13 protein-coding genes are annotated in these 22,396 nt (G+C 71.8%); 5 read left to right on the forward strand and 8 right to left on the reverse strand.

Annotated features, from left to right (window positions below):
- From LE181_RS25790 to trmB, 3 genes are all read right to left on the reverse strand, one after another.
- A partial coding sequence (locus tag LE181_RS25790) for a DEAD/DEAH box helicase (protein ID WP_225663890.1) occupies positions 1-2,992 on the reverse strand: 2,992 nt, incomplete at its 3' end.
- Between the two features lie 116 nt (positions 2,993-3,108).
- Complete coding sequence (locus LE181_RS25795; RefSeq protein ID WP_225663891.1) at positions 3,109-4,425, reverse strand: PrsW family intramembrane metalloprotease; 1,317 nt, start codon at positions 4,423-4,425, stop codon at positions 3,109-3,111.
- Positions 4,426-4,614: 189 nt separating this feature from the next.
- The gene (gene trmB / locus LE181_RS25800) at positions 4,615-5,421 is read right to left on the reverse strand and encodes a tRNA (guanosine(46)-N7)-methyltransferase TrmB (RefSeq protein WP_372458498.1); all 807 of its coding nucleotides are present in this window, start codon (positions 5,419-5,421) and stop codon (positions 4,615-4,617) included.
- 381 nt (positions 5,422-5,802) lie between these two features.
- Between trmB and LE181_RS25805 the strand changes: the two genes are divergently transcribed.
- The gene (locus tag LE181_RS25805) at positions 5,803-6,795 is read left to right on the forward strand and encodes a glycoside hydrolase family 16 protein (RefSeq protein WP_225663892.1); all 993 of its coding nucleotides are present in this window, start codon (positions 5,803-5,805) and stop codon (positions 6,793-6,795) included.
- A 66-nt stretch (positions 6,796-6,861) separates the two neighbouring features.
- Here LE181_RS25805 and lhgD read toward each other — a convergent pair whose 3' ends face one another.
- Positions 6,862-8,070, reverse strand: coding sequence for an L-2-hydroxyglutarate dehydrogenase (gene lhgD / locus LE181_RS25810; RefSeq protein ID WP_225663902.1), 1,209 nt, complete (start codon positions 8,068-8,070; stop codon positions 6,862-6,864).
- Positions 8,071-8,312: 242 nt separating this feature from the next.
- Entirely contained in the window at positions 8,313-9,851 is a 1,539-nt protein-coding gene (locus LE181_RS25815; protein ID WP_225663893.1) for an NsdA family TPR-like regulatory protein, read from the reverse strand.
- Positions 9,852-10,497: 646 nt separating this feature from the next.
- Here LE181_RS25815 and LE181_RS25820 point away from each other — a divergent pair.
- Entirely contained in the window at positions 10,498-12,615 is a 2,118-nt protein-coding gene (locus tag LE181_RS25820; protein WP_225663894.1) for an asparagine synthase-related protein, read from the forward strand.
- 69 nt (positions 12,616-12,684) lie between these two features.
- On the opposite strand, the gene LE181_RS25825 is transcribed toward LE181_RS25820, so the two are convergent.
- Complete coding sequence (locus LE181_RS25825) at positions 12,685-14,979, reverse strand: sigma-70 family RNA polymerase sigma factor (protein ID WP_225663895.1); 2,295 nt, start codon at positions 14,977-14,979, stop codon at positions 12,685-12,687.
- 205 nt (positions 14,980-15,184) lie between these two features.
- Positions 15,185-15,946 carry a TetR/AcrR family transcriptional regulator gene (locus LE181_RS25830; protein WP_225663896.1) on the reverse strand — a complete coding sequence of 254 codons (762 nt, stop codon included), beginning with the start codon at positions 15,944-15,946 and terminating at the stop codon, positions 15,185-15,187.
- A 674-nt stretch (positions 15,947-16,620) separates the two neighbouring features.
- On the opposite strand from LE181_RS25830, the gene LE181_RS25835 reads away from it, so the two are divergent.
- The gene (locus tag LE181_RS25835; protein WP_225663897.1) at positions 16,621-18,000 is read left to right on the forward strand and encodes an NAD(P)/FAD-dependent oxidoreductase; all 1,380 of its coding nucleotides are present in this window, start codon (positions 16,621-16,623) and stop codon (positions 17,998-18,000) included.
- Positions 18,001-18,265: 265 nt separating this feature from the next.
- On the forward strand, positions 18,266-20,089 hold the full coding sequence (locus LE181_RS25840; protein ID WP_225663898.1) for an ATP-binding SpoIIE family protein phosphatase: 1,824 nt from the start codon (positions 18,266-18,268) through the stop codon (positions 20,087-20,089).
- A 184-nt stretch (positions 20,090-20,273) separates the two neighbouring features.
- Here LE181_RS25840 and LE181_RS25845 read toward each other — a convergent pair whose 3' ends face one another.
- Positions 20,274-21,590 (reverse strand): MFS transporter, encoded by a 1,317-nt coding sequence (locus LE181_RS25845; RefSeq protein WP_225663899.1) that lies wholly within the window; start codon positions 21,588-21,590, stop codon positions 20,274-20,276.
- A gap of 100 nt (positions 21,591-21,690) precedes the next feature.
- Here LE181_RS25845 and LE181_RS25850 point away from each other — a divergent pair, with 100 nt between their 5' ends.
- Positions 21,691-22,239, forward strand: coding sequence for a MarR family winged helix-turn-helix transcriptional regulator (locus tag LE181_RS25850; protein WP_225663900.1), 549 nt, complete (start codon positions 21,691-21,693; stop codon positions 22,237-22,239).
- Positions 22,240-22,396 lie beyond the last annotated feature (157 nt).

Consider the following 22,396-nt stretch of genomic DNA (forward strand, 5'->3'; position numbering starts at 1 on the left):
TCTTCTTGTAGCGGCGTACGAACAGGAAGACGCTTGAGCCGTTCGCTTGATGTGTCTGGTAACGGACTCCCGTGGGCGAGGTGCTGGACGTTTGGTTCTGGGACTCCCAGTGGAAGAGCTCAGGGCTTCTCGCGTAGTCCTTGTAGCGGGTTTCCGGCGAGAAATCCTTGGCGTCCTTCTCAAGGGTGATCAGCAGCGCATCGATCTTTGCGCTCTCGCACCACTTCACACCTTCGCGGAAGTGCCCGGGGACGAAGCCGCCCACGCTCGCCTGACCGAGTGCAGGGAGTATCTCTTCCCGGCTGTAGGACGCGTGGACAGTGAGGGGAATGCCGGCATACCGCTCTGCCAGTTTTATGGGCAGGTGCTCGGTGTGCTCCACGTTGTAGCTGAGCACCTGCCGCAGCTCGTTCCGAAAGGCGCTCTGTTCAGCCAAGGTCTGGAACCCCTGCGTGTACGAGTCGAACCCGCCGCCCGTGGGCCACAAGCTGAAGAACAGCATCCGGGCGTACGTCTGTGCCTGCTCGTCCAGAGCCTCATAGGTGGGCGCGTCGTCCTCCAGCATCTGGGTATACGCCTCCACCCGAGAGGGGTCATCGACGTGGAGGAAGGAGGAGATCCGCTTGAGCAGGGCCTCCTCGCCGTCCGGTCCGACTGCCGGAAGTAGGCCGGCTCGGCGCAGCAGGCGCGTCCAGGAGTTGTGGGAGCGGTAGAGCTCCTTGAGCTCGCGATGGCTCTCGCGCAGGTAGTCGGCCAGCTTCGGCTCCGCGTAGGAGGCGACCTCCCGCGTCAGCTGTGTGACATTGACGCTGATCTGGCTCTTGATGTTGTCGAGGATCCGCTCCTTCGACTTCCGGTCCAGCACGATCTGACAGCCGGAAGGAAGCAGTGGGAAGTCTTGCTCCACGCTGTCGAGCAGCCGCTTGCGACTGAGGCTGGTGAGCGCCCGGAACTGCTCCTCGAAGCGGAACTCCTTGCGGTGCTGACCGATGAAGTCCAGCACGGTGAGGACCGCCTTGTCGGGGGTGCGCCGGAGACCTCGGCCGAGCTGCTGGAGGAAGACGGTGGCGCTGGAGGTGGGCCGCAGCAGGAGCAGCGTGTCCACGTCGGGAATGTCGAGACCTTCATTGAACAGGTCGACGGAGAAGAGGACCTGGAGTTTTCCATCCCGCAGATCGGTCAGCGCCTGTGCCCGTTCGGGCGCGGGGGTGGTCCCGTCGAGAGCCATGGCGCGGAACCCGGCCTGCTGGAAGAACTCGGCCATGAAGCGGGCGTGAGCCACGGAGACGCAGAAGCCCAATGCCCGCATGCACTCCGGTTCCGCGAGCTTCTCCTGGACGGCCTTGACGACGAGACGAGCCCGAGCCTGGTTGCCGGTGAAGGCCCTGTCCAGATCACCGGTGTCGTAGGAGCCGCGCTTCCATGCCAGCCCCTGAAGGTCCACGTTGTCGGCGATGCCGAAGTAGTGGAACGGACTCAGCAGGTCGTTCTTCAACGCCTCCCACAGGCGCATCTCGGCTGCTATGTGCCCGGCGAAGAACTCATCCTGGACGTTGCGCCCGTCCATGCGTTCCGGAGTGGCCGTGAGACCAAGGAGCTCGATCGGCTCGAAGTGATCGATGATGCGCCGATATGTGGGCGAGACGCCGTGGTGAAACTCGTCGATGACGATCACGTCGAAGTGGTCAGGGGCAAGGTTGTCGAGAGACCGGGCATTGAGGGACTGAACGCTGGCGAAGACGTGGGTCCAGTGCTCCGGCACCTCGCCCCCGACGGACAGTTCGCCGAAGTTCGCGTCGTCCAACACCTCCCGGTAGGTGCGCAGCGACTGCTTCAGGATCTCCTGGCGGTGCGCGACGAAGAGGAGCTTGAGGTCACGACGGGGGTGCTTCCTCTTGAGCGCCCGGTAGTCGAGCGCGGCCATCACCGTCTTGCCCGTACCGGTCGCAGCGACGAGCAGGTTCCGGTGCCGATCGTGGACGTCGCGCTCGATCTGGAGCTGCTCCAGCATGTCCTTCTGGTGCGGGTACGGCCGCACCTCAAGTCCCGACAGGCTGATGGTCGAGGTATCGCCGCGCGGCCTTCCCCCGGCCTGGAGGAGAGCGGCATCCAGCCGATCGGCGTCTCGCTGAGGGTCGTAAGACTCGAAGGCGGCCTCGCTCCAGTAGGAGTCGAAGGTCGCTTCGAACTTTCTGAGGACTGCGGGCGTCGCCACGGACGACAGCCGGACGTTCCACTCCAGACCATCCAGGAGCGCAGCCCTAGAGAGGTTGGAGCTGCCGACGTAGGCGGTGTCGTACCCGCTGTTCCTCCGGAAGAGCCACGCTTTCGCGTGGAGCCGGGTGGATCGCAGCTCATAGTTGATCTTGACTTCGGCGTTGAACTCCTTGACCAGCCGGTCCAGCGCCTTGCGTTCCGTAGCCCCAATGTACGTGGTCGTGATCACCCGGATGGGCACTCCGCGAGCAGCGGCGCCCTTGAGCGATTCCTCCAGTACGCGCAGACCGTGCCACTTCACGAAGGCGCAGAGCAGGTCGACGCGGTCGGCCGTTGCCAGCTCGGCCCGCAACTCGAAGCCGAGGTTCGGGTCCTCGGGGGAGTTCGTGAGGAGCGCCGTATCGGAGAGAGGCGTCGCCGGACGAATCGCGTACGCCCCAGGAGCCTCTCGTTCAGCGATAGCCAGCAGATGACGTGGGCCGTCGGCGATCACCTCAACCCACTGCTTCGCCCCATCGAGAGTGCGCATGGAGTCGAGAATGTGGTTCGCAGCCGGAACCTGCTCGTCTGGGGGCAGGCCGGTCAGTATCTGTTGGACTGTTTCGGCGATGTGGCGGGCGAGTACATGCGGGGTGGACTGCTCCCCGATCCGCCCATCGACGGCCTTCCAGCCGTTGGCGTGCAACTGCTGCAGGTGCTCTTCCAGGCGCGACGTGATGAGCCGCTCGTACAAGCCCGGCACAGGCGTTGCGTGGTCTGTGAAATGCCGGCCCATAGTGTGCCCCCCTCATCTCCCCAACCGATGACGATGTTTTACCAGCGGGGTCTGACAGCGGGCCGGGAAGGCGCTTCGGGTGGGTGGACCTGGCAGAGGATTGCCTGATCGTTTGCTCAGCGATACTGCCCCGGCTGTGGCCAGGTCGCAGGGGGCTGGCTCCACGGGTGGGTGGGGGGTGCGAACGGCTGGGGTACCGCTGCCGTTGCCTGGGCCAGGGCCGGTTGGGCTGTGTCCTTGCGTTGCCACAGGTGGTGGAGCAGTTCCTGCTCCCTCGCCGTGAAGTCGGGGGTCGGCGTGCCGCGGTAGGCGCGGTGGCGGAGGAAGGCCAGGGACGTGGCGAAGGATATGTACTCCGCCACCGTGCGGGCCGCCGCCGGGCCGCCGGTGCGGCGGGCCAGGTCGCGGGCTATGCCGCGGGCGCGCATCGAGGACAGGGCCAGCGGCTCCGGCGGCGTGAGCCAGCCGGCGGCCTGGTAGGCGGGGAGGTGGGCGCGGATGGTGCGGAGCTCGTTCTGGCGGGACCAGATCGTCAGCCAGGTCAGGACGCCGAAGACCGGCACCATGAAGAGGGCGTACACCGCCAGGAAGCCGCCACCCGGCAGGGTCGCGGAGCCGTTCCAGACGCCGTGCAGCAACATCGCCGTCAGCAGGGCGACGACCGGGATCACGACCCGCAGGAAGCGGCGGCGCGGAGGGAACGTTGCTGCGATGCCGAAGCCCAGGCCTGTCATCGACGTGAAGAGCGGATGCGCGAACGGCGACATCAGCACCCGGACGAAGAAGGTGGCGGCGGTCGTCGACCGCAGGCCCTCGTAGCCGAAGCTCTGGTCCGAGGCGAAGGCGTTCCCGAGGTAGAGGATGTTCTCCGTGAACGCGAAGCCCGTCGCCGTGATGCCGGCTATCACCACGCCGTCGACGATGCCGTTGAAGTCGCGCCGCCGGAAGAGGTAGAGCAGCAGGACCGCCGCGGCCTTGGCGCTCTCCTCCACCACCGGGGCCACGAACGTCGCCCCCCACGCCGAGGCGTCCGTCCCCGGCGCCCCGTCGACGGTGGTCATGAGCCACTTGGTGGCGTAACCGTTCGCCAGCAGCGCCACGAGCGTGGCTGCGCACGAACCCCAGGCGAACGCGAAGATCAGGTTGCGCCAGGGCTTCGGCTCCACGCGGTCCATCCAGCGGAACGCGGCGATGAGCAGCGGCACCGGCAGGACGGCCAGGCCCAGGCCCACCAGGAAGCCCTCCGTGCCGGTCTGCTCCCGGACCAGCGCGAGGATGACCAGACCGCAGAGGGCGAGCAGCAGGAAGAGACCGCCGACGCGCACGGCCTTGTTGTCCCAGATGGTGTCCCACAGGGCCCGGCGTGGCTTGTAATGCCCGAACGTCGGAGGAAACGGGTGGTGCGGCTGCTGGTAGGGCGGGGGCTCATGCACGCGACGACCCTAACCAAGCGGCGGAGTGGGCCGTGACCGTTTTCCGGCCCCACCGCGCCGCCGACCACGAGACCCGGCCAGTGGAACGGTGCGGAAGAGCGGCGACTCGTCCACGAAAGCCGTGAAAGGCAGGAAAGACGCGAAAGCCCGGTCACGGGACACCGTGACCGGGCGGGTCCGCCTCGTCGGCTACGCCGCGCGGCGGCGGAACAGCAGGTCGTGCACTACGTGGCCCTTGTCGAGCCCCTGACCCTCGAACCGCGTCAGCGGGCGGAAGTCCGGGCGCGGCGCGTAGCCGCCGTCGGGCTGGGTGTTCTCGAAGTCCGGGCTGGCCGAGAGCACCTCCAGCATCTGCTCCGCGTACGGCTCCCAGTCCGTCGCGCAGTGCAGTACGGCGCCCGGCGCGAGCCGCGTAGCGGCCAGGGCCAGGAATTCCGGCTGGATCAGGCGGCGCTTGTGGTGGCGCTTCTTCGGCCAGGGGTCCGGGAAGTAGACGCGCAGGCCGGCGAGGGCGTCGGGGGCGAGCATCTCGCGGAGCAGGATGATCGCGTCACCGTTGGCCACGCGGACGTTGGTCAGGCCCTTCTGCTCGGCGAGGTTGAGCAGATTGCCCTGGCCGGGCGTGTGGACGTCGCAGGCGAGGATGCCCGTGCCGGGGTCGGCCGCCGCCATCTGGGCCGTTGCCTCGCCCATGCCGAAACCGATCTCCAGGACGACGGGCAGCTCCGGATCGCCGAACAGCTCACCGAGGTCCAGGCGGCTCAGGCCGTCGATGTCCAGGCCCCACGTGGGCCACAGGCGGCGCAGGGCCTCGCCCTGGCCGGTCGTGACCCGGCTGCGGCGGGGCTGGAACGAACGGATGCGGCGCTCGTGGTGCGAGCCGGCCGGATCCGGCGCGGGGCCCTCGGGGAACATCGGCTCCCGCCGGGCACGGGCAGGGGCCGGCACCGGCGCCGGGCCGGTGACGGGCGTGGGGGAAGCGTGATTCTCGGACACAGTTCCTCAAGTCTACGGGCGGCCGCCGGAAACGAACGGCCGGGAAAAAGGCCAGGTAGGGAGGCGGACGGGGCGGAACGGGCGGGACGGACGGGCGTGAGAGCGACCCGGAGGGCGCCCGGAGCGGCAGCCGGTTCGGGGCTCGTCGACCCGCAACCCCCAGCAGCGCTCGCGCGACGACAACGGACACGGCCCGGGCCGGCCCGGGCCGGACGTCCGCCCGGCCGATGGCGTGACCGCCGATGGTGTGACCCACGGGCGTGGTGGCCCTGATCAGCGGCCCCAGCGGCCCCAGCCGCTCATACGATCTTCGTGGCCCGGCCCGCCAGGGCGGAGAACCCCCTTCCCGTGCAACGCCCCCCATGTGCGACGGAACCTCTCATGCGACTGCGCCCCAGCCCCCGCCCCACCCCCGTCACCGGCCCCCTCCCGGACGCCGGGCTCCGCTCGCGGCTGCCCTCGCTCGCCCGCCTGCTGCGCAGGGCCGCCCTGACGGCAACGGCCTCGGCCGTACTGATCGCGGGCTGTGCCCCCGTCCGTCATCACCCCGGCGACGACGCCGCCCCGCCGAAGCGCGCCGCTCCGGCCCCTGCGCCCGCTCCCGACCCCGACCGTGACTCCTTGCGCCTGGTCTGGGCCGATGAGTTCCGGGGCGCCGCCCACCGCCGCCCCGACCGGGCCAAGTGGGTCTTCGACCGGGGCGGGGAACCCCAGTGGGGCAACCACGAGTGGCAGTACTACACCGACCGTCCCCGCAACGTCTCCCTGGACGGCCACGGCAACCTCGCCCTCACCGCCCGCCGCGAGAAGCTGCGCGGCATGCACTGCGCCACCGGCCCCTGCAACATCACCTCGGCACGCATCAAGACCAAGGGAAAGTTCGCCCGGGCCTACGGGCGCTTCGAGGCGCGCATCAGGATTCCGCGGGGCAAGGGGCTGTGGCCCGCGTTCTGGATGCTCGGGGCGAACTCCGACAAGGTCACCTGGCCCGCCAACGGAGAGATCGACGTCATGGAGGCCCTCGGCCGGCAGCCCGGCACCGTGCACGGCACCATCCACGGGCCCGGCTACGTCGCCCAGGGCATCGAGACGCACACCGCCCTCCCCCGCGGCGGCCGGCTCTCCGACGGCTTCCACACGTACCGCGTCGACTGGATGCCCGGCAAGGTCATCTGGTACCTGGACGGCACGCAGTACGGAACGGCTCGCTCCAGCCAGCTGCGGCGTGGGCAGAAGTGGGTCTTCGACCACCCGCACTACCTCCTCCTCAACCTGGCGGTCGGCGGCGACTGGCCCGGCCCGCCCGACGCCTCGACCCCCTTCCCCTCCCGGATGCTGGTCGACTACGTACGCGTCTACGCCCCCAAGCGCTGACCGGCACGCGCACGCACGGGGAGGCCAGGCGGGCGGACACGACGCAGCCCCCTGGCTGTCGTCCGCTCACGCCAGCCCCGCCAGCACCCTCCGCGCCACCTCCCGGCCGATCGGCAGGGACGCCGTCGCCGCCGGCGACGGGGCGTTCAGCACGTGCACCATCCGCGGCGACTCCGCGAACAGGAAGTCGTCCACCAGCGTCCCGTCCCGCAGCACCGCCTGCGCCCGCACCCCGGAGGGCGCCGGTATCAGGTCATCCGCCCGCACCTCCGGCAACAGCCTGCGCACCGCTTCCGTGAACGAGCCCTTGGACAGCGAACGGCGCACCTCGCCCGCCCCGTAGCGCCAGTGGCGCCGGGCTATCCGCCACGTGCCCGGGAACGCGACCGTCCCCGCCAGGTCGCCCGGGCGCACGACACCCCACCCGTACCCCTCCCGGGCGAGCGCCGGTACCGCATTGGGCCCCACGTGCACCGTGCCGTCGATCCCCCGCGTGAGGTGGACGCCCAGGAAGGGGAACGCAGGGTCGGGCACCGGGTAGACCAGCCCGCGCACCAGCTCCGCCCGGCCCGGGGCCAGCTCGAAGTACTCACCGCGGAAGGGCACGATCCGCATGCCCGGGGCGTCGCCCGCCAGCCGCGCCACACGATCGCTGTGCAGCCCCGCGCAATTGACCAGCGCCCGCGCCCGCAGCACCTCGCCCCGGGACGTCCGCACCGCGACGGCCGAGGCCCGCCGCCCGACGGTCCGCACTTCCGCCCCGTACCGCACCGACGCCCCGGCGTCCTCCGCCAGGCGGGCCAGCTGCCCCGCCACCGCCCCGAAGTCGCACACGCCCGTCGTCCCGACGTGGATGGCGCCGATGCCGCGCACGGCCGGCTCGTACTCCGCTATCTGGGCAGGGCCCAGCTCCCGCACCGGTATGCCGTTCGCCCGGCCGCGCTGGACAAGGGCGTGCAGCCGCGGCAGCTCGGCCCGGGCGGTGGCCACGATCAGCTTGCCCGTCACCTCGCACGGCAGCCCGTACTCGGCGCAGAACGCGACCATCTCCGCCGCGCCGCGCACCGCGAACCGCGCCTTCAGCGAGCCGGGGCGGTAGTAGATCCCGCTGTGGATCACTCCGCTGTTGCGCCCGGTCTGGTGGCGGGCCGGGCCGCTCTCCTTCTCCAGCACGACGACGCGTGTGCCCGGGGCGGCACGCGTCAGGGCGTACGCCGTCGACAGGCCCACGATCCCGCCCCCGACCACCAGCACATCGCAGTCGTACGTCGTCAACACGTCACCTCCCCGCGCCCGCGCAGTCGCGCCCCGCCCGCGGCGGGCCCACCCTCGGCGCCTCACCCACGGATCCCATCATGACCCGAACCACTGACAACTGGCTGCCTGATGAGATCACGCCTGATCAGCGCGATGAGTTCCGCGACGGCGCAGTGATTCCGGGGACCTACACGCGACGACCGAGCCCGGTCACGCCCGCGGGCCGTGCCCCCTCACACCGGGGAGAGCAGGCCCTGCCCTCACGCCGGGGCGACCAGCAGCGGACGTGCCCGCTCGCGCAGCTCCACGACCCGGGGCTCGTTCCCGTACGGCTCCAGCCGGTGCAGGAGATCACGCACGTACTCGGTCGTACGGGCCGAGGAGATCCGGCCCGCGACCTCCACCGCCCGGGCGCCCGCCGCGCACGCCGCATCGAGGTTCCCCGACTCCAGTTCCGCCACCGCGGACACCACCAGCCGCAGGCCGTGCGAGCGTACGAACTCCTCCGTCGGCCGGGCCAGCGCCTGCTCCGTGAAGCGCTGTACCTGCCGTGGCATCCGCAGGTCGCGGTAGCACTCGGCCGCGTCGGCCGCGAACCGCTCCTGCGAGTAGAAATCCAGCCACGACGGGTCCGCGTCCCCCGGCCGCGCACGCTCCAGCCACCCCTCGGCGGCCTTCAGCGCCGCCCCGCAGGCGGGGGCGTCCCCCGCCTTCGCCTGGGCCCGCGCCTCGACCAGGCGGAAGAAACTCATCGTCCGGGCCGTCGCCAGCCCCCGGTTGCGCTCCAGGGCGGCCTGCGCCAGGTCCACGCCCTCATCCGCACAGCCGCGGTAGGTCGCCTGCAGGCTCATCGACGCCAGGACGTACCCGCCCAGCGGAACGTCCGCCGCCGCCCGGGCCAGCCGCAACGCCTGGATGTAGTAGCGCTGCGCGGCCTCCTGCTGGCCCGTGTCGAAGGCCATCCACCCGGCCAGCCGCGTCAGTTCGGCCGTCGCGCCGAACAACGCGCGCCCCACCTCATCGCTGTACGAGCCCAGGAGCAACGGCGCGGCGTCGACGCGCAGACACTCGGGCACCATGGAAGAACGCCAGTCGCCGCCACCGTACTTGGAGTCCCAGCGGCGCGCGTCGTCCGCAGCCTCCCGCAGCTTCGTCACGTCGCTGTGCCCCACGCGCTGCGGCAGACCGCCGTCCGCGCCCGCACCGTTGGCATTGGCCCCGACCGCCGCGCCCGCCGCTCCGACCGCCGCCCCGGCCGCAGCGCCGCCGGCGGTCCCGGCGCCCGCGGCGGACCGGGAGAGGGCCTCGCCCGCAGCCTGCTGCGGATCGCGCGCCACAGAGCTGTCAGCGGGAGTTATCAGCCAACGGGAAGCAGGAGTCGAGTAAGCGCTCACGGAAAAGGATCCGGCCAGGCTCTGCCAGATACCCCCGCCACCCCGCCTACCGGCCAGATCCAGCCGGTAGAGCTCCGTCGCGGACCGCACCGCCTGGCCGACATCGCGCGGAAAGGAGAGCCCCACCTCCGGTGCCGGATCGGCGTCCGCCAGCCCGATCTCGTGCAGGGGCACCGGCCGGCCCAGCTTGGCCGCTATGGCGGCGGCGATCAGATGGGGAGCCGCGCCCTGCGGCACCATCCCCTTGGACACCCACCGCGCGACCGACGTCTTGTCGTAGCGAAGGGTCAATCCGCGCTGCGCACCGAGGTCGTTGACCCTGCGCGCGAGACCGGCGTTGCTGATCCCTGCGAGGGCGAGGACAGTGCCCAGCTTCTCGTTCGGCCCGCGTGGCTCCCTGGACATGCGCACCCCTCGACAACGCGACGCGCGCCCCGGCATAGGCACGAGGCATTCGTAAACCCAGCGTAGTTCGCCGCATCCCGACCGTTAAGAGGCGATGTCCCGGATGGCGAGATTCTGGTCCGTATGTGCGTGCATTGAGGGGCACGTGCTCCGGTTGAGTGTGGCCGTGCGCCCATCGTGCGCTCTGTCCGCGCCAACGCGGCGGAGGTTCCATGGAGGGGCGTGGGTTGGCCCGCTGTACTGGATCCAGTGGGCTGGGGGAAGCCGCCGCCTCATTCCCCGCGGGCGGCGGAACGGTCCGGGAGGTGGCTCGCGCCTCCCGGACTGTGACATCGCAGGGGCGGGAGAGGGTGCGTCCTTCAGTCGGAGCAGCTCTTTCAATCCCCCCGGGCTCCTTCATAAGCGGACGCCCGCACTTTGGCCGGATCCGGCCGTAGGGAACGGCGACGGCCGTACCGACCGGGGCGGCGGCAACGGAAGCCGACACCGGACGGTATCGTGACGAACCGCCATCATCCGTCGTTGTCAGATGAGTTGGCCTCGCACATGGGGCAATCAATGTGCTGCCCGCCGGATGTCGCAACCGTCGGATCGCTGTGCATGATGACTGCTACCTGTTGGTTGTCCACAGCCTGTGGAGGCGGCGATGCGCTGGTTGGTGGGATGGAGCTGCACCGCCGCCGGGCCCGACCGAGCGACCGGACGGGACAGCCCCCCGGGCCCACCGGGCACACCCGACCCGCCACACCCCGAGCGCCCCACCGTCCAGCCCGTCGGCGCCCGCCTCCTGTGGGGCGAGCCCGCCCCCCTCTGGGCCGTCGGCGACTGGCGGCCCGACGAAGTACGCGTCGTCCACGCCGACCCCGCCACCCGCCTCGCCGTCCTCGGCCGTTGCGGAGCGAGCGACGACGCCCTGCGCACCGGCCTCCTCGCGGCACGCGGCGGAGCACTGCGCCACCTCACCGCATGGCCCGGCAGCTACACCGCCGTCGCCCAGGTCGGCCGCCGCGTCACCATCGCCGCAGACCTCGCCGGCGCCCGGCCCGTCTTCCACACCGCCTGGTCCGGCGGCACCGCCTACGCCACCGCCGCCCTGCCCCTCGCCGACCTCGTCGAGGCCCAGCTCGACATCGGATACCTCGCCGCCCTCCTCGCCTGCCCCGACTCGCCCGAAGCGCTCGCCGACGGCACCCCCTACAAGGACGTACGTCGCGTACCCCCCGGCCACGCCCTCGTGCTCCGCGACGGCGCCCGCGACATCACCGGCTACGAACCCATGGCCTCCCTCGCCGTGGCCGCCCCCCAGGCCGATGCCCGCCAGGCCCTGGAGGGCGTACGGGACGCACTCGTCGAAGCGGTACGCACCCGCCTCGCCGCACCCCGCCACGTATCCGCCCACCACGCCCCGCACCCCGCCCCCGGCGGAGCCCCTTCCCGGCCCTGGGCCGGGCCCGCCCCCGGCGTGGGGGCCGACCTCTCCGGAGGCAGCGCCTCCGGCACCCTCACCCTGCTCGCCGCCGGCCTGCCGGGCCTGCCCGGCACCCCCTACGGGCTCGGCACCGGAGCCGGCGAACGCCTGCTCGCCGTCACCTTCAACGACCTCGCCGCCGACCCCGGCCGCGCCCGCGACGCCGAACTCGAACGCGCCCGGGCCATCGCCGCCGGCCCCCGCCTCCACCACGTCATCGTCGCCGCCGGAACCGAAGCCCTCCCCTACGCCGGCCTCGACAACGGGCCGCTCACCGACGAACCCGGCCCCGCCATCGTCTCCGCCGCCCGCCACCGCCGCCGCCTCGCCGCCGGCAGCGCCGACCACCTCGTCGGACACGGCGCACGCCAGGTCCTCGACGCCCATCCCGCCCGCCTCGCCGACCTCCTGATGGACCGTCGGCGCCGCTACCTGCTCCGCCCCGTCTCCGCACTGGCACGGGCGGACGGCCCCTCCGCGCACTCGCTGTTCGTCCCCTTCACCGTCTACCGCGCCGCGCGCCGCCTGGCCCGTACGACCTACCGCGAGGGCCTGGAGGACATGGCGGCGAAGCTGCTCGGACCCCGCCACGGCGCGGCCGAGGCCGGCCCCGTCGACGCCTCGCTGGCCGCGCTCACCTGGTGCCGGCCCGGGCCCGCCGCCCGCTGGCTCACCGGCGAGGCCCTCGCCGAAGTATCGGTTCGCCTCCAGGGCGCGGCCGTCCGCCCCACAGGAACGCTGCGCCGCCCGGGTGAACGGCGCGCGGCAGGAGCGCTGAGCCGGCACGCCACGGACCACCGCGTCTTCGAACAGGCGGCGGAGGTGCGCGGCCAGCGCCTGCACGCCCCCTTCCTCGACAACCAGGTCGTACGGGCCTGCCGCGCCCTCCCCGAAACCCTCCGCGTCCAACCGGGGGCGCGCGCCTCCGTACTACGCGCCGTCCTTGCCGGCGCGGGCATCCACGACCTCCCGCCCGGCTGGGGCGCCACCTCCCACGCCTCGCACGCCGCCGAGGCCCGGGCCGGACTCAGCGCGGCCGCGGGACAGCTGACGGCCCTGTTCGACGCGCCGCTCCTCGCCGAAGCCGGCCTCGTCGAGGCGGGCATCGTCAGGGACGCGCTGCGGGCCGCCGCCGAAGGCGCACAGCTGCCCCTGGACGGGCTCGCCGAGCTCGTCGCGATGGAGATCTGGCTGCGCCGCCTGCTGGCACGCCGCGGATCCTGCTGGACGGGCACGGCTGCCCCACGCCAGCAGGCCGTGGCCGGCGGCGTGGCGGCGGCCTGGCCGAGCCTGTGAGAGGGCCGGCGCGGCACACGTCGGCACACGTCGGCGCCCGTTGACAGACGTCACGGACGGAAAGGGTGATTACCGGTCCGCTACGGGCGGCTTGTTGTTGACAGCGCAGCTGATCCGGGCCGTCGCCCAGTCCGCGACCGCCACCCGGTCGGCGGGGGAGAGGGGCTCCACGGCCAGCCGCAGCGTCTTGTGCCCCGCCAACGGCGCGTGCACGGCGACCGCCGGAGTGCCGGCCCGCACCGGGCCCGAACTCCACAGACGGGTGCCGTCCGCGAAGACGGAGAAGGTGACGGTGCCGAGGCCGAGTGTCATGTCGTCCACGCCCACGAGCGCGTCGTAGGACGTGCAGGAACGGTTCAGGTCGATCGTCACCGACGACTGGGCGTGCATGCTGACGCCATGGCGGTACGCCGTGCCGCCGACCCGCATGCCGTAGCGCTGCCACAGCCAGCTGCTCGGACCGAGGCGCACCTCCGGTTCCTTGCCGTCGCCGACACCGCCGTACTCCAGCTCGTTGAGCGGGAAGACGGCCGACGGCCGGGCCGGGGGCGGAGGTGGGAGAGTGGGCTTGGGCTTGGGCTTGGGCCGGAAGGTGGCGGGGGCGGGAACCGGCGCGGGCAGGGGAGCGGCGGTGCCGGGGGCCGGGGTCCTGGACGCCTCGGGCGTCGGGGACGGCGGGGCGGGCGATGCGCTCGGGCTCGCCTTCTGCGGCGTGGGTGTCGCGGCCGCCGCCTTGGCCATGAGGGAGGGCGGCAGAGTCGGGGCGGGGGAGGCGGTCAGGCTCGGCTTCGGCTTGGCGGGCGGTGCCGGTACGACCGGGGCCACGGCGGTCCTGGCCGCCCGGGGTCTCTCCGCGGGCGCCGGTGCGCCGGCTGCCAGGGCATAGGCGACGACAGCCCCCGCGGCGGCCAGCGCCCCCGCCGTCAGCCCGATCTTCGCCGGCACCCCCAGCCCTTCCCCACCGAGACCGGCAGAGCCGGAGGCGGTGCTGGTGCCGGAGCCCGCAGAAGTGGCAGCGGCCCCGGGGCCCCCCACCCCCCCTCCCCCCGAACCCCCACCCACCGCCGCGCCCGCACCGGCCGCGAGTCCTGCTGCGGCCTTGACCGACCAGCCCGCGGCGAACCAGCCGATGACCGCGACCGGCAGCAGCGCGCGCAACCGCTCGTTGACGTCGGCGACCTCCAGTGCCGCCGAGCGGCACCGCGCGCATTCCTCCAGGTGCTTGCGCATCCCGCGCTCGGCCCGCGTGCGCAGCCTGCCCCGCGCGTACGCGCCCAGCCGGTCCGCATACTGCGCGCAGTCACCACCGGACGTCAGCGAACTGCTCACATGCGCCTGCAGATACGCCTGCTTCAGTCCTTCGCGTGCCCGGTGAGCCAGTACCGCCGTGGCGTTGGCGCTCAACCCCAGCAGCGGCGCGACCTCGCTCGGAGACTCCTCCTCCACCGTCGTGTGCCACAACACCGTCTGCCACCGCTCGGGCAGGCTGCGGAACGCCTGCACCGCCAGCGACTCCTCGGCCTCCTGCATGGCCCGTACGTCCGCACCCAGGCCGAGGGTGTCGTCGTCGGCCGCCAAGGACGGGGCGGCCGAGGAGGTCGCGAAGACCGCGAAGTCCTCGACCAGCTGCTCCCGCTTGGCGGTCTTCGCCCAGGCGGCGGCGACTCGCCGCACGGTGGTCAGGAGATACGCCCGCACCGCGGAGTCCGGGCCGGCACCGCGCCGCACCGCCTGCAGTGTGCTGGTGAAGACCTCGTTGGTCAGGTCCTCGGCGGTGTGGTCGTCACGGCAGCACGTCCGCGCGTACCGGCGGACCGCGTCGGCGTGGCGCCGGTACAGCTCCTCGTAGGCGTCACTGCTTTCGCCACCGCGCAGCCGGGTGACCAGTTCGAGGTCGGACGGAGGCACATCCGCGTCCGCGTCGTCCTGCGCACCCGCATCATCGGTCGGCGCACTGCCGCCGGTGCAGGGGTCGGAGCCGGCGGGAAACCCGGCCGCCTCCGCCCCCGTGCCTGGAGCTGTCTCCGTTCCGGGATCGCCTCCCAGCCAGCCGCCGTCCCGCTGCTGCGGCACCCCCGAACCGAAGGCGCCGCTCCACAGCTCCAGCGGATCGGAGTCGGCCGCCGAGCCGGCGCCGACGCCGGCATCGCCCCCGACCCCGGCATCGACCCTGGCACCGAACTCGGCGCCCACGTCAGAGCCGAGGCCAATCACCGACGGGTCGTCAGACGGTCCGTTCGGTGCAGCGGAAGCCGAACCGGCGGGAAGGCCGGGTGGCCCTCCCTGACCGGGCACCTTGTGCAAGGGCGGAGTCTCGTCCGTCCCATCGCTCCCGCGCGGTTCTTCGCGCCCGTCAACGCCCATAGCGCAGGCTCCCCGTACACGCCGGCACACTCGAATACCGGCCAGCGTCGCACAGGAAAACGCGCCAGGATCGTTCCGGGAACCGCAACCACTCGTCCGGGTTCCGTTCGCAAGCCGGAGCACGAGTGGTCACCCGAAAGGATGAGACTTACCGAACGCCCGCCCTCTTCCGGGCCGTCGGACACAGGCCCTGCCGGGCGACTCCCTAGGCCACAGGCCGCGAACGGAGCCCTTCCAGCAGGATGTCCAGCAGCCGCGAGGAGGCCGCCGCCTGCTGCGCCGCGTCGGGCAGCGACGGCGCGGCCGTCGCTATCACCAGCAGCACATCGGCGACCGTCACGTCCGCGCGCAGCTCGCCCGCCGAACGCGCCCGCTCGACGAGCCGGCCCACGACCTCCAGCAGCGCCGCCGCACCCGCGTCGTCCCGGTCGTCGACCATCGTCGGCCGCTGCTCGACCAGGCGCAGCTCGTGCAGCTGACCGCCGGTGGCCCCGGGCTGCCGCTGCTGCGGCACCCGCGCCCGGTCCGGCACCTGGGCCTGGATCCGGAGCTCGTCCGGCTCGACCTCGACGCCGACCCGCAGCACCTGCGGCGGCAGCAGCCGGCCCGCGCCGGACGCGACCGACGTGCGCAGGAACCGGGACAGCGCCGACCACGGCTCGTCCTCCTGGCCCAGCGCCGTTCGCGCCTGCTCGGTCAGCCGTGCCGTCTCTTCCTCGGCTATCCGCCGGACCAGCACGTCCTTGCTGGGGAAGCGGCGGTAGACCGTTCCCACACCCACCCGTGCCCGGCGCGCCACGTCCTCCATCGGCGCCCCGTACCCCAGCTCGCCGAAGACCTCGCGAGCCGCTCGCAGCACATGTTCCAGATTGCGCTGAGCATCCACGCGCAACGGCGTATTACGGCCACTCGTGCCGTCGGTCGTCGTCGCGACAGCGGCAGACCAATGAGAGCCCTGAATGTGCATACGTTCCCCCGGTTATGACGTCTCCCCCCGGAGACTCCCCGCCCTGACTGCCGGGGCACGTCACGACACCCCGACGGAGTACGAACATAGTTGAGCCCAGGTCAAGAAAGAAGGGGGTAGTTCCCCACAGGCCACCCCCGATTGGAGTACCGGCCTGATCGCCTCTGATTCTGCACTACCGCACCACCCCTTCGCATCCCTGCTGACCTGCACACCTTCCCTTTGCAACGGAGCGCGCGGCACGGACGGATCAGCTCCGTTGCCGGTCATACATTTCGCTCGGCCTGTGGACAAACCATTGATGGCGATGCGTCATGGGAAGGAGCTGTGCCACAACGCGAGGACGATGCGCGGACAACAGCGAGGAGGAAGGGGCATTGGTGAACCGACCGCCGCGGGAAGGGCAGGAGGAACACGAGGCGCGGGTGAAGAAGGAGGCGCCCGGGGCACAGCAAGCCCGGTCGACAGGGGACGAGCACCAGAACCACCCGCCACACGACCGGCCCCGCCAGGAGGAAGAGCCTTCCCACCAGGAGGAACGACCCTCCCCCCAAGAAGAACGACCCCGAGAGGAACGACCCCGAGAGGAACGACCTCAAGAGGAACGACCTCAAGAGGAACGGCCGACCCGCCAGGTGGAGGACGTCACCCCGAGCCCCCCGGCCCCGGAGGGCGTGACCACGACGGCCCCCGCCCCCAAGGCCCCGGCCCCGAAGCCCCCGGCGCGCATCCTCATCGTCGGCGGCGGCTACGTCGGGATGTACACGGCCCTGCACCTCCAGCGGAAGCTCAGGCGCGGCGAGGCCGAGGTCCTCGTCGTCGCCCCCGAGCCGTACATGACCTACCAGCCCTTCCTCCCCGAGGCCGCCGCCGGCTCCATCTCCCCCCGCCACGTCGTCGTCCCGCTGCGCCGCGCCCTGGGGGACTGTCAGGTGCTCACCGGCGAGGCCACTTCCGTCGACCACGCCAAGCGCACCGTCATGGTCAAGACCCTCGCCACCGAGGAGGAGGGCACCGGCCCCATCGCGGTGCACTACGACGAGCTGGTGCTCGCCCCCGGCTCGGTCTCCCGCACCCTTCCCGTCCCCGGCCTCGCCGACTACGGCATCGGCTTCAAGACGGTCGAGGAGGCCATCGGCCTGCGCAACCACGTCCTCGAACAGATGGACATCGCCTCCTCCACCCGCGATCCCGAAGTCCGTGACGCCGCCTTGACCTTCGTTTTCGTGGGTGGGGGCTACGCAGGCGTCGAGGCGCTCGGCGAGCTGGAGGACATGGCGCGGTATGCCTCCCGCTACTACCACAACATTGAGCCCGAAGATCTGAAATTCATTCTGGTGGAGGCGACCGGGCGCATCCTCCCCGAAGTCGGCGAGGAAATGGGCCAGTACGCCATCCGCGAGCTGCGCGGCCGCAATATCGACGTCCGACTCGAAACGCGCCTCGACTCCTGCGAAAACCGCGTGGCCGTGCTGAGCGACGGCGCGCGCTTCCCGACCCGCACGCTCGTGTGGACCGCCGGGGTCAAACCTCACCCCGTCCTCGCCGCCACCGACCTGCCCCTCGACGAACGCGGCCGGCTCAAATGCACCGCCGCACTGCAGGTCGACGGGGTCGGACACGCCTGGGCGGCCGGGGACGCCGCCGCCGTCCCGGACCTCACGGCCGCCGCGGCCGGCACGTTCTGCGCCCCCAACGCCCAGCACGCCGTACGCCAGGCCAAGGTCCTCGCCGAGAACGTCCTCGCCGCCCTGCGCGGCAACAGCCTCCAGGACTACCGGCACAAGTACGTCGGCTCGGTCGCCTCGCTCGGCCTCCACAAGGGCGTCGCCCACGTCTACGGCAAGAAGCTCAAGGGCTACCCCGCCTGGTTCATGCACCGCGCCTACCACCTCAGCCGGGTGCCCACCTTCAACCGGAAGGCGCGCGTCCTGGCCGAGTGGACCCTCTCCGGCCTGTTCAAACGCGAGATCGTCTCCCTCGGCTCGCTGGAGAACCCGCGGGCCGAATTCGAACTCGCCGCAGGCACGGGACGCCACCCGGAAGCCAGTTGAAGCAGGTCGCAGGGGTGAACCGGACTCCGTCACCCCTGCATCGGACACGGCGTCTGACGGATGTCAGTCCGGTCGGCCACACTGGGCGTGTGACCATGAGTGGGCCGGTATCTGCGAAGAGTAACAATCATGAGGATTCGGACGTTTGCTGCATTCCCTCGGGGGCGGCCCCCCGCACCGCCAACCGCGTCCCCCCACCGGGCGCGCCGCTCAGCCACCCCACACCGCCGAGCTGATCCGGAACGACTCCGCGAGGTAATCCTCAGTGAACTTCACCCGCTGGAGCGCCCGGCTCCCCGGCACGCAGCGCCGAGCAGCGGCGCGCGCCGGCCGCACCACGCCCCCACCACCCCAGCCCGCAGCCGCGGCCGTCGCCGGGACCCCCTCCGGTACCCCTTCCGGGACGGCCTCCGGCATCGGCCCCGGAGCGGTGCCCGCCGCGCGCGCCGAGAGCCCCCCGCCCACTGACGCCGAGCCGGTCCCCGTCCCCAGCCTCGACGGGCTCTCCGTCCACGACGTCCTCGGCAAGGTCCCGGCTCTCGCCGCCGTCGTCTACGGGCCGGACCACCGCATCGCCTACGTCAACGACGCCTACGCCGCCCTCTTCGGCCTCCGCCCGCCCGGCGCCCCCGCCCGCACCGCCCTGCCCGAGCTCGAAGCACTCGGCCTGCTCCCCCTCATGGACCAGGTCCTGCGCAGCGGCAAGCCCCGCACGGTCAAATCCCGGCGCCTGACCGTCCCCGCAACCACCGAACGGCCCGCCACCACGGCCACCGCCCCAGCCTCAGTCACTGCCGCAACCGTCACCCCGGCCGACGCGGACCAGGTGCGCCACGGCTACTACACCTTCACCTGCTCCCCGATCGACGTCGGAGAAGCAACGGGCGCCCAGCGCGGCGTCCTCGTCTTCGCCTCCGACGTCACCGACCAGGTCGAAGCGGCCGAGCGCCTGCGCGCCAGCGAGCGCCGCCAGCGCGAAGCCGCCGTCACCCTCCAGCGCAGCCTGCTCCCCCAGGAGCTCGAACAACCCGACGACCTTCGCGTCGCCGCCACCTACCAGCCCGGCGGCAAGGACACCGCCGTCGGCGGCGACTGGTACGACGTCATCACCCTCGGCGCCGGCCGCACCGCCCTCGTCATCGGCGACGTCATGGGCCGCGGCGTGCGCGCGGCAGCCGTCATGGGCCAGCTACGGACGGCCGTACGGGCCTACGCCCGCCTCGACCTGCCGCCCCACGAGGTCCTCCAGCTCCTCGACGGCCTCGCCGCAGAAATCGACGCCACCCAGATCGCCACCTGCGTCTACGCCGTCCACGACCCCAACGAGGGTCGCCTCGTCTACGCCTCGGCCGGCCACCTGCCGATCCTCGTCCGCGACCCCGACGGCACCGTCCGCCGCGCCGCCGAGCCCACCGGCCCCCCGCTCGGCACCGGCGGCTGGCTGCACACCTCCGGCACCATGCCCCTCGGCCCCGGCTCCAGCGCCGTCCTCTATACGGACGGCCTCGTCGAGCGGCGCGACGAGGACATCGACGAAGGCGTCGCCGCCCTGGAGCGCGCCTTCGCCGGCGCGACCGGCTCGCCGCAGGTCATGTGCGACCGCCTCATCCGAGCCCTCGGCGTGACCCAGGAGCACGACGACGACGTCGCCCTCCTCGTTCTCCAGCACCCCGCCCGCACCGGACACGACGCCGAGCTCTTCCACAACGCCGCGCTGGAGCTCCTCGGCGGAGTCGAGGCCGCCCCCCGCGCCCGCGCCTTCGCCTCCGGCGTCCTCGCCAGCTGGCGCTTCCCCACCGACCTCCGTGACCTGGGCGTCCTCGCCACGAGCGAGCTCGTGGCCAATTCGCTCCAGCACGGCACACCCCCCATGCGGCTGCGCCTGCGCCGCACGGACCGGCGCCTGATCATCGAGGTCACCGACGGGGACGACCACCTTCCGCGCCGCCGCCGCGCCGAACCCGCCGACGAGGCCGGCCGCGGCATCTCGATCATCGCCACCATCGCCTCCTCCTGGGGCTCACGCCGCACCCCGGGCGGCGGCAAAGCGGTGTGGTGCGAGTTCGCCCTGCCGGCAGGCCACGCATAAAGGCGCACACGCGCACAAAGGCGCACACGCGCACAAAGGCCCACTCACGCACAAGGGCCCACACATGCATCAGGGCCCACATGACAAAGGACCCGGACACGGAAGCGCACGACTTCCGGCCCGGGCCCTCGCCCGTCCCCTTCTCTATATCCCGACGGTCTCTGCAGACCCCCCCGCTGTCGGCTCAGGCCGCCACGGGCACGCGCTCCCCGGCGTCCTCGACGACAGCGACCGTCTTGGGGACCGCCGCCGCACGGCGCGCCTGGGCGACGAGCGGATTGTCCTGCGCCGGGGTGAGCCGACGGCCCAGCCGCAGCGCCAGCGCGGAAATGCCGAGCGAGCAGACGATCAGCAGGACGATGTACGCGACGTACATCCCCGCGCCCGCCATCATGCCGCCCGCCGCCGGGCCCACGGCCAGCGCCAGCTGCTTCACCAGGGCGAAGGCCGAGTTGTACTGACCCACGAGCCGCGCCGGCGCCAGGTCCGCCACCAGGGGGGCCATCGTCGGCGACAGCATCGACTCGCCGATACCGAACAGCGCATAGGTGGAGATCAGCAGCGCAGTCGCCACGCCGTGCGCCCCCGGCACAAGACCGGACACCCCGGCCGCGACCCACGCGACCGTCCATATAAGACCGACCAGCGCAATCACCCGGCTCCGGCGCCGCCGCTCGACGAGCTTCAGGACGACGAACTGGGCGAGAACGATCGCCGCGGTGTTCGCCGCCAGGGCGATGCCGAGCATCGCCGGCGAAATCCCGGTGACCTCGACGGCGAATGCGGCCAGACCCGACTCGAACTGCCCGTAGCAGGCGAAGAACATCACGAAGCCCAGCACGCACAGCTGCACCATGGCCCGGTCACCGAGCAGCGTGCGCCAGCCACGCGCGGCCGCGGGATCCGTCGGCACCGCGTCCTCGACCTTCGGCGCCCGGGGCAGCCGCACGGTCGCCACCGTCGCGCCCAGCACCAGGAACATCACCGACTCGATCGCAAAGAGCCGCACGAAGCTGGACGGGTCAGAGGTGTCCACCAGCTGGCCGCCGAGCAGACCGCCGACACCCAGGCCGAGGTTGTTGAGGAAGAACTGCATCGCGAACGCGCGCGAACGGGTGGTCGGCGTCGAGCACCACACGATCATCGTGGCGAGGGACGGCTGGATGACCGCTATACCGGCACCCATGGCCGCAGCCGCGGCCACGACGAGCGACTGGCTGTCGGCCAGGCCCAGCCCCATGGAACCGACGGCGGCCGAGACCGTACCGGCGACGGCAACAGGCAGCGGACCCCGCCGGTCGATGAACCGACCGGTGAAGGGCAGTACGACGAGCGCGGCCACGGCAAACGTCGCCAGCACGATCCCCGCCGTGCTCGCGCCGAGATCCCGCACCTGAGCCACATAGACGAACAGGAACGGAACCGTGAAGCCGCTGCCGAACGCGCTCAACGCGTTGCCCAACTGGATCCGGCGCAGTGCTGCGCCCATCGCGGTGGTCACACTCACCCCTCAACCTTGAAGACTTCAACCCTAAACTTCGAAGCTAAACAGTACATGACGAAGGGCTTTAGCGCGAACCTTTTCTGTCATACTGCCGCTCATGGCTGACACCCCCGAGCCGGCCGAGCCGAGCCTCGACGAACAGATCGCCGCCTATCAGCGCGAGTTCCAGGGCCTGGACCCTCAGGTGGAGCGCGTGGTCTCGGCGCTCAGCCGCCTGAACCGGCGCATGAACGTCGCCTACGGGCGCCAGACCGCCGAGCTGGGCATCAGCAACGGCGAGTGGGAGGTCCTCAAGGCCCTCGTCCTCGCCGGCGCCCCCTACCGCCTGGGCCCCGGCGACCTCGCCAAGCGCCTGGGCCTCACCCCCGCCGCCATGACCCACCGCATCGACCGCATGGTCGCCGAGGGCCTCGTCACCCGTGAGCGCGACGAGAACAACCGGGTGCGCGTCATCGTCGGCGTCACGGAAGAGGGGCGAGCGAAGTGGCTGGAGGGGCTCCGCATGGCCACGGTCTTCGAGGAGGATCTCCTCCAGGACCTCTCCGGTGAGGAGCGCGGCCAGCTCGGAGCGATGCTCACCAGGCTGCTCCGCCGCGTGGAAGAGGCCCAGCCGGACGCCGGCGGGCGACTCAACGACCTCGACTGACTCGACTGAACGGCCCGTCAGCGGCCCTACGAAAGCCCGCCGCAGGCGAGTTGACACGGGTCTGCCCGATGCGTAGTGTTCTCCGAGTTGTCACGGCGCCGCAAGGCTTCCGGGACAGCCATTCACGCCGCACCGGCGGCACATCACCACTGCACGG

This window comes from Streptomyces sichuanensis, from assembly GCF_020328095.1.
Lineage (GTDB): Bacteria > Actinomycetota > Actinomycetes > Streptomycetales > Streptomycetaceae > Streptomyces > Streptomyces cinnamoneus.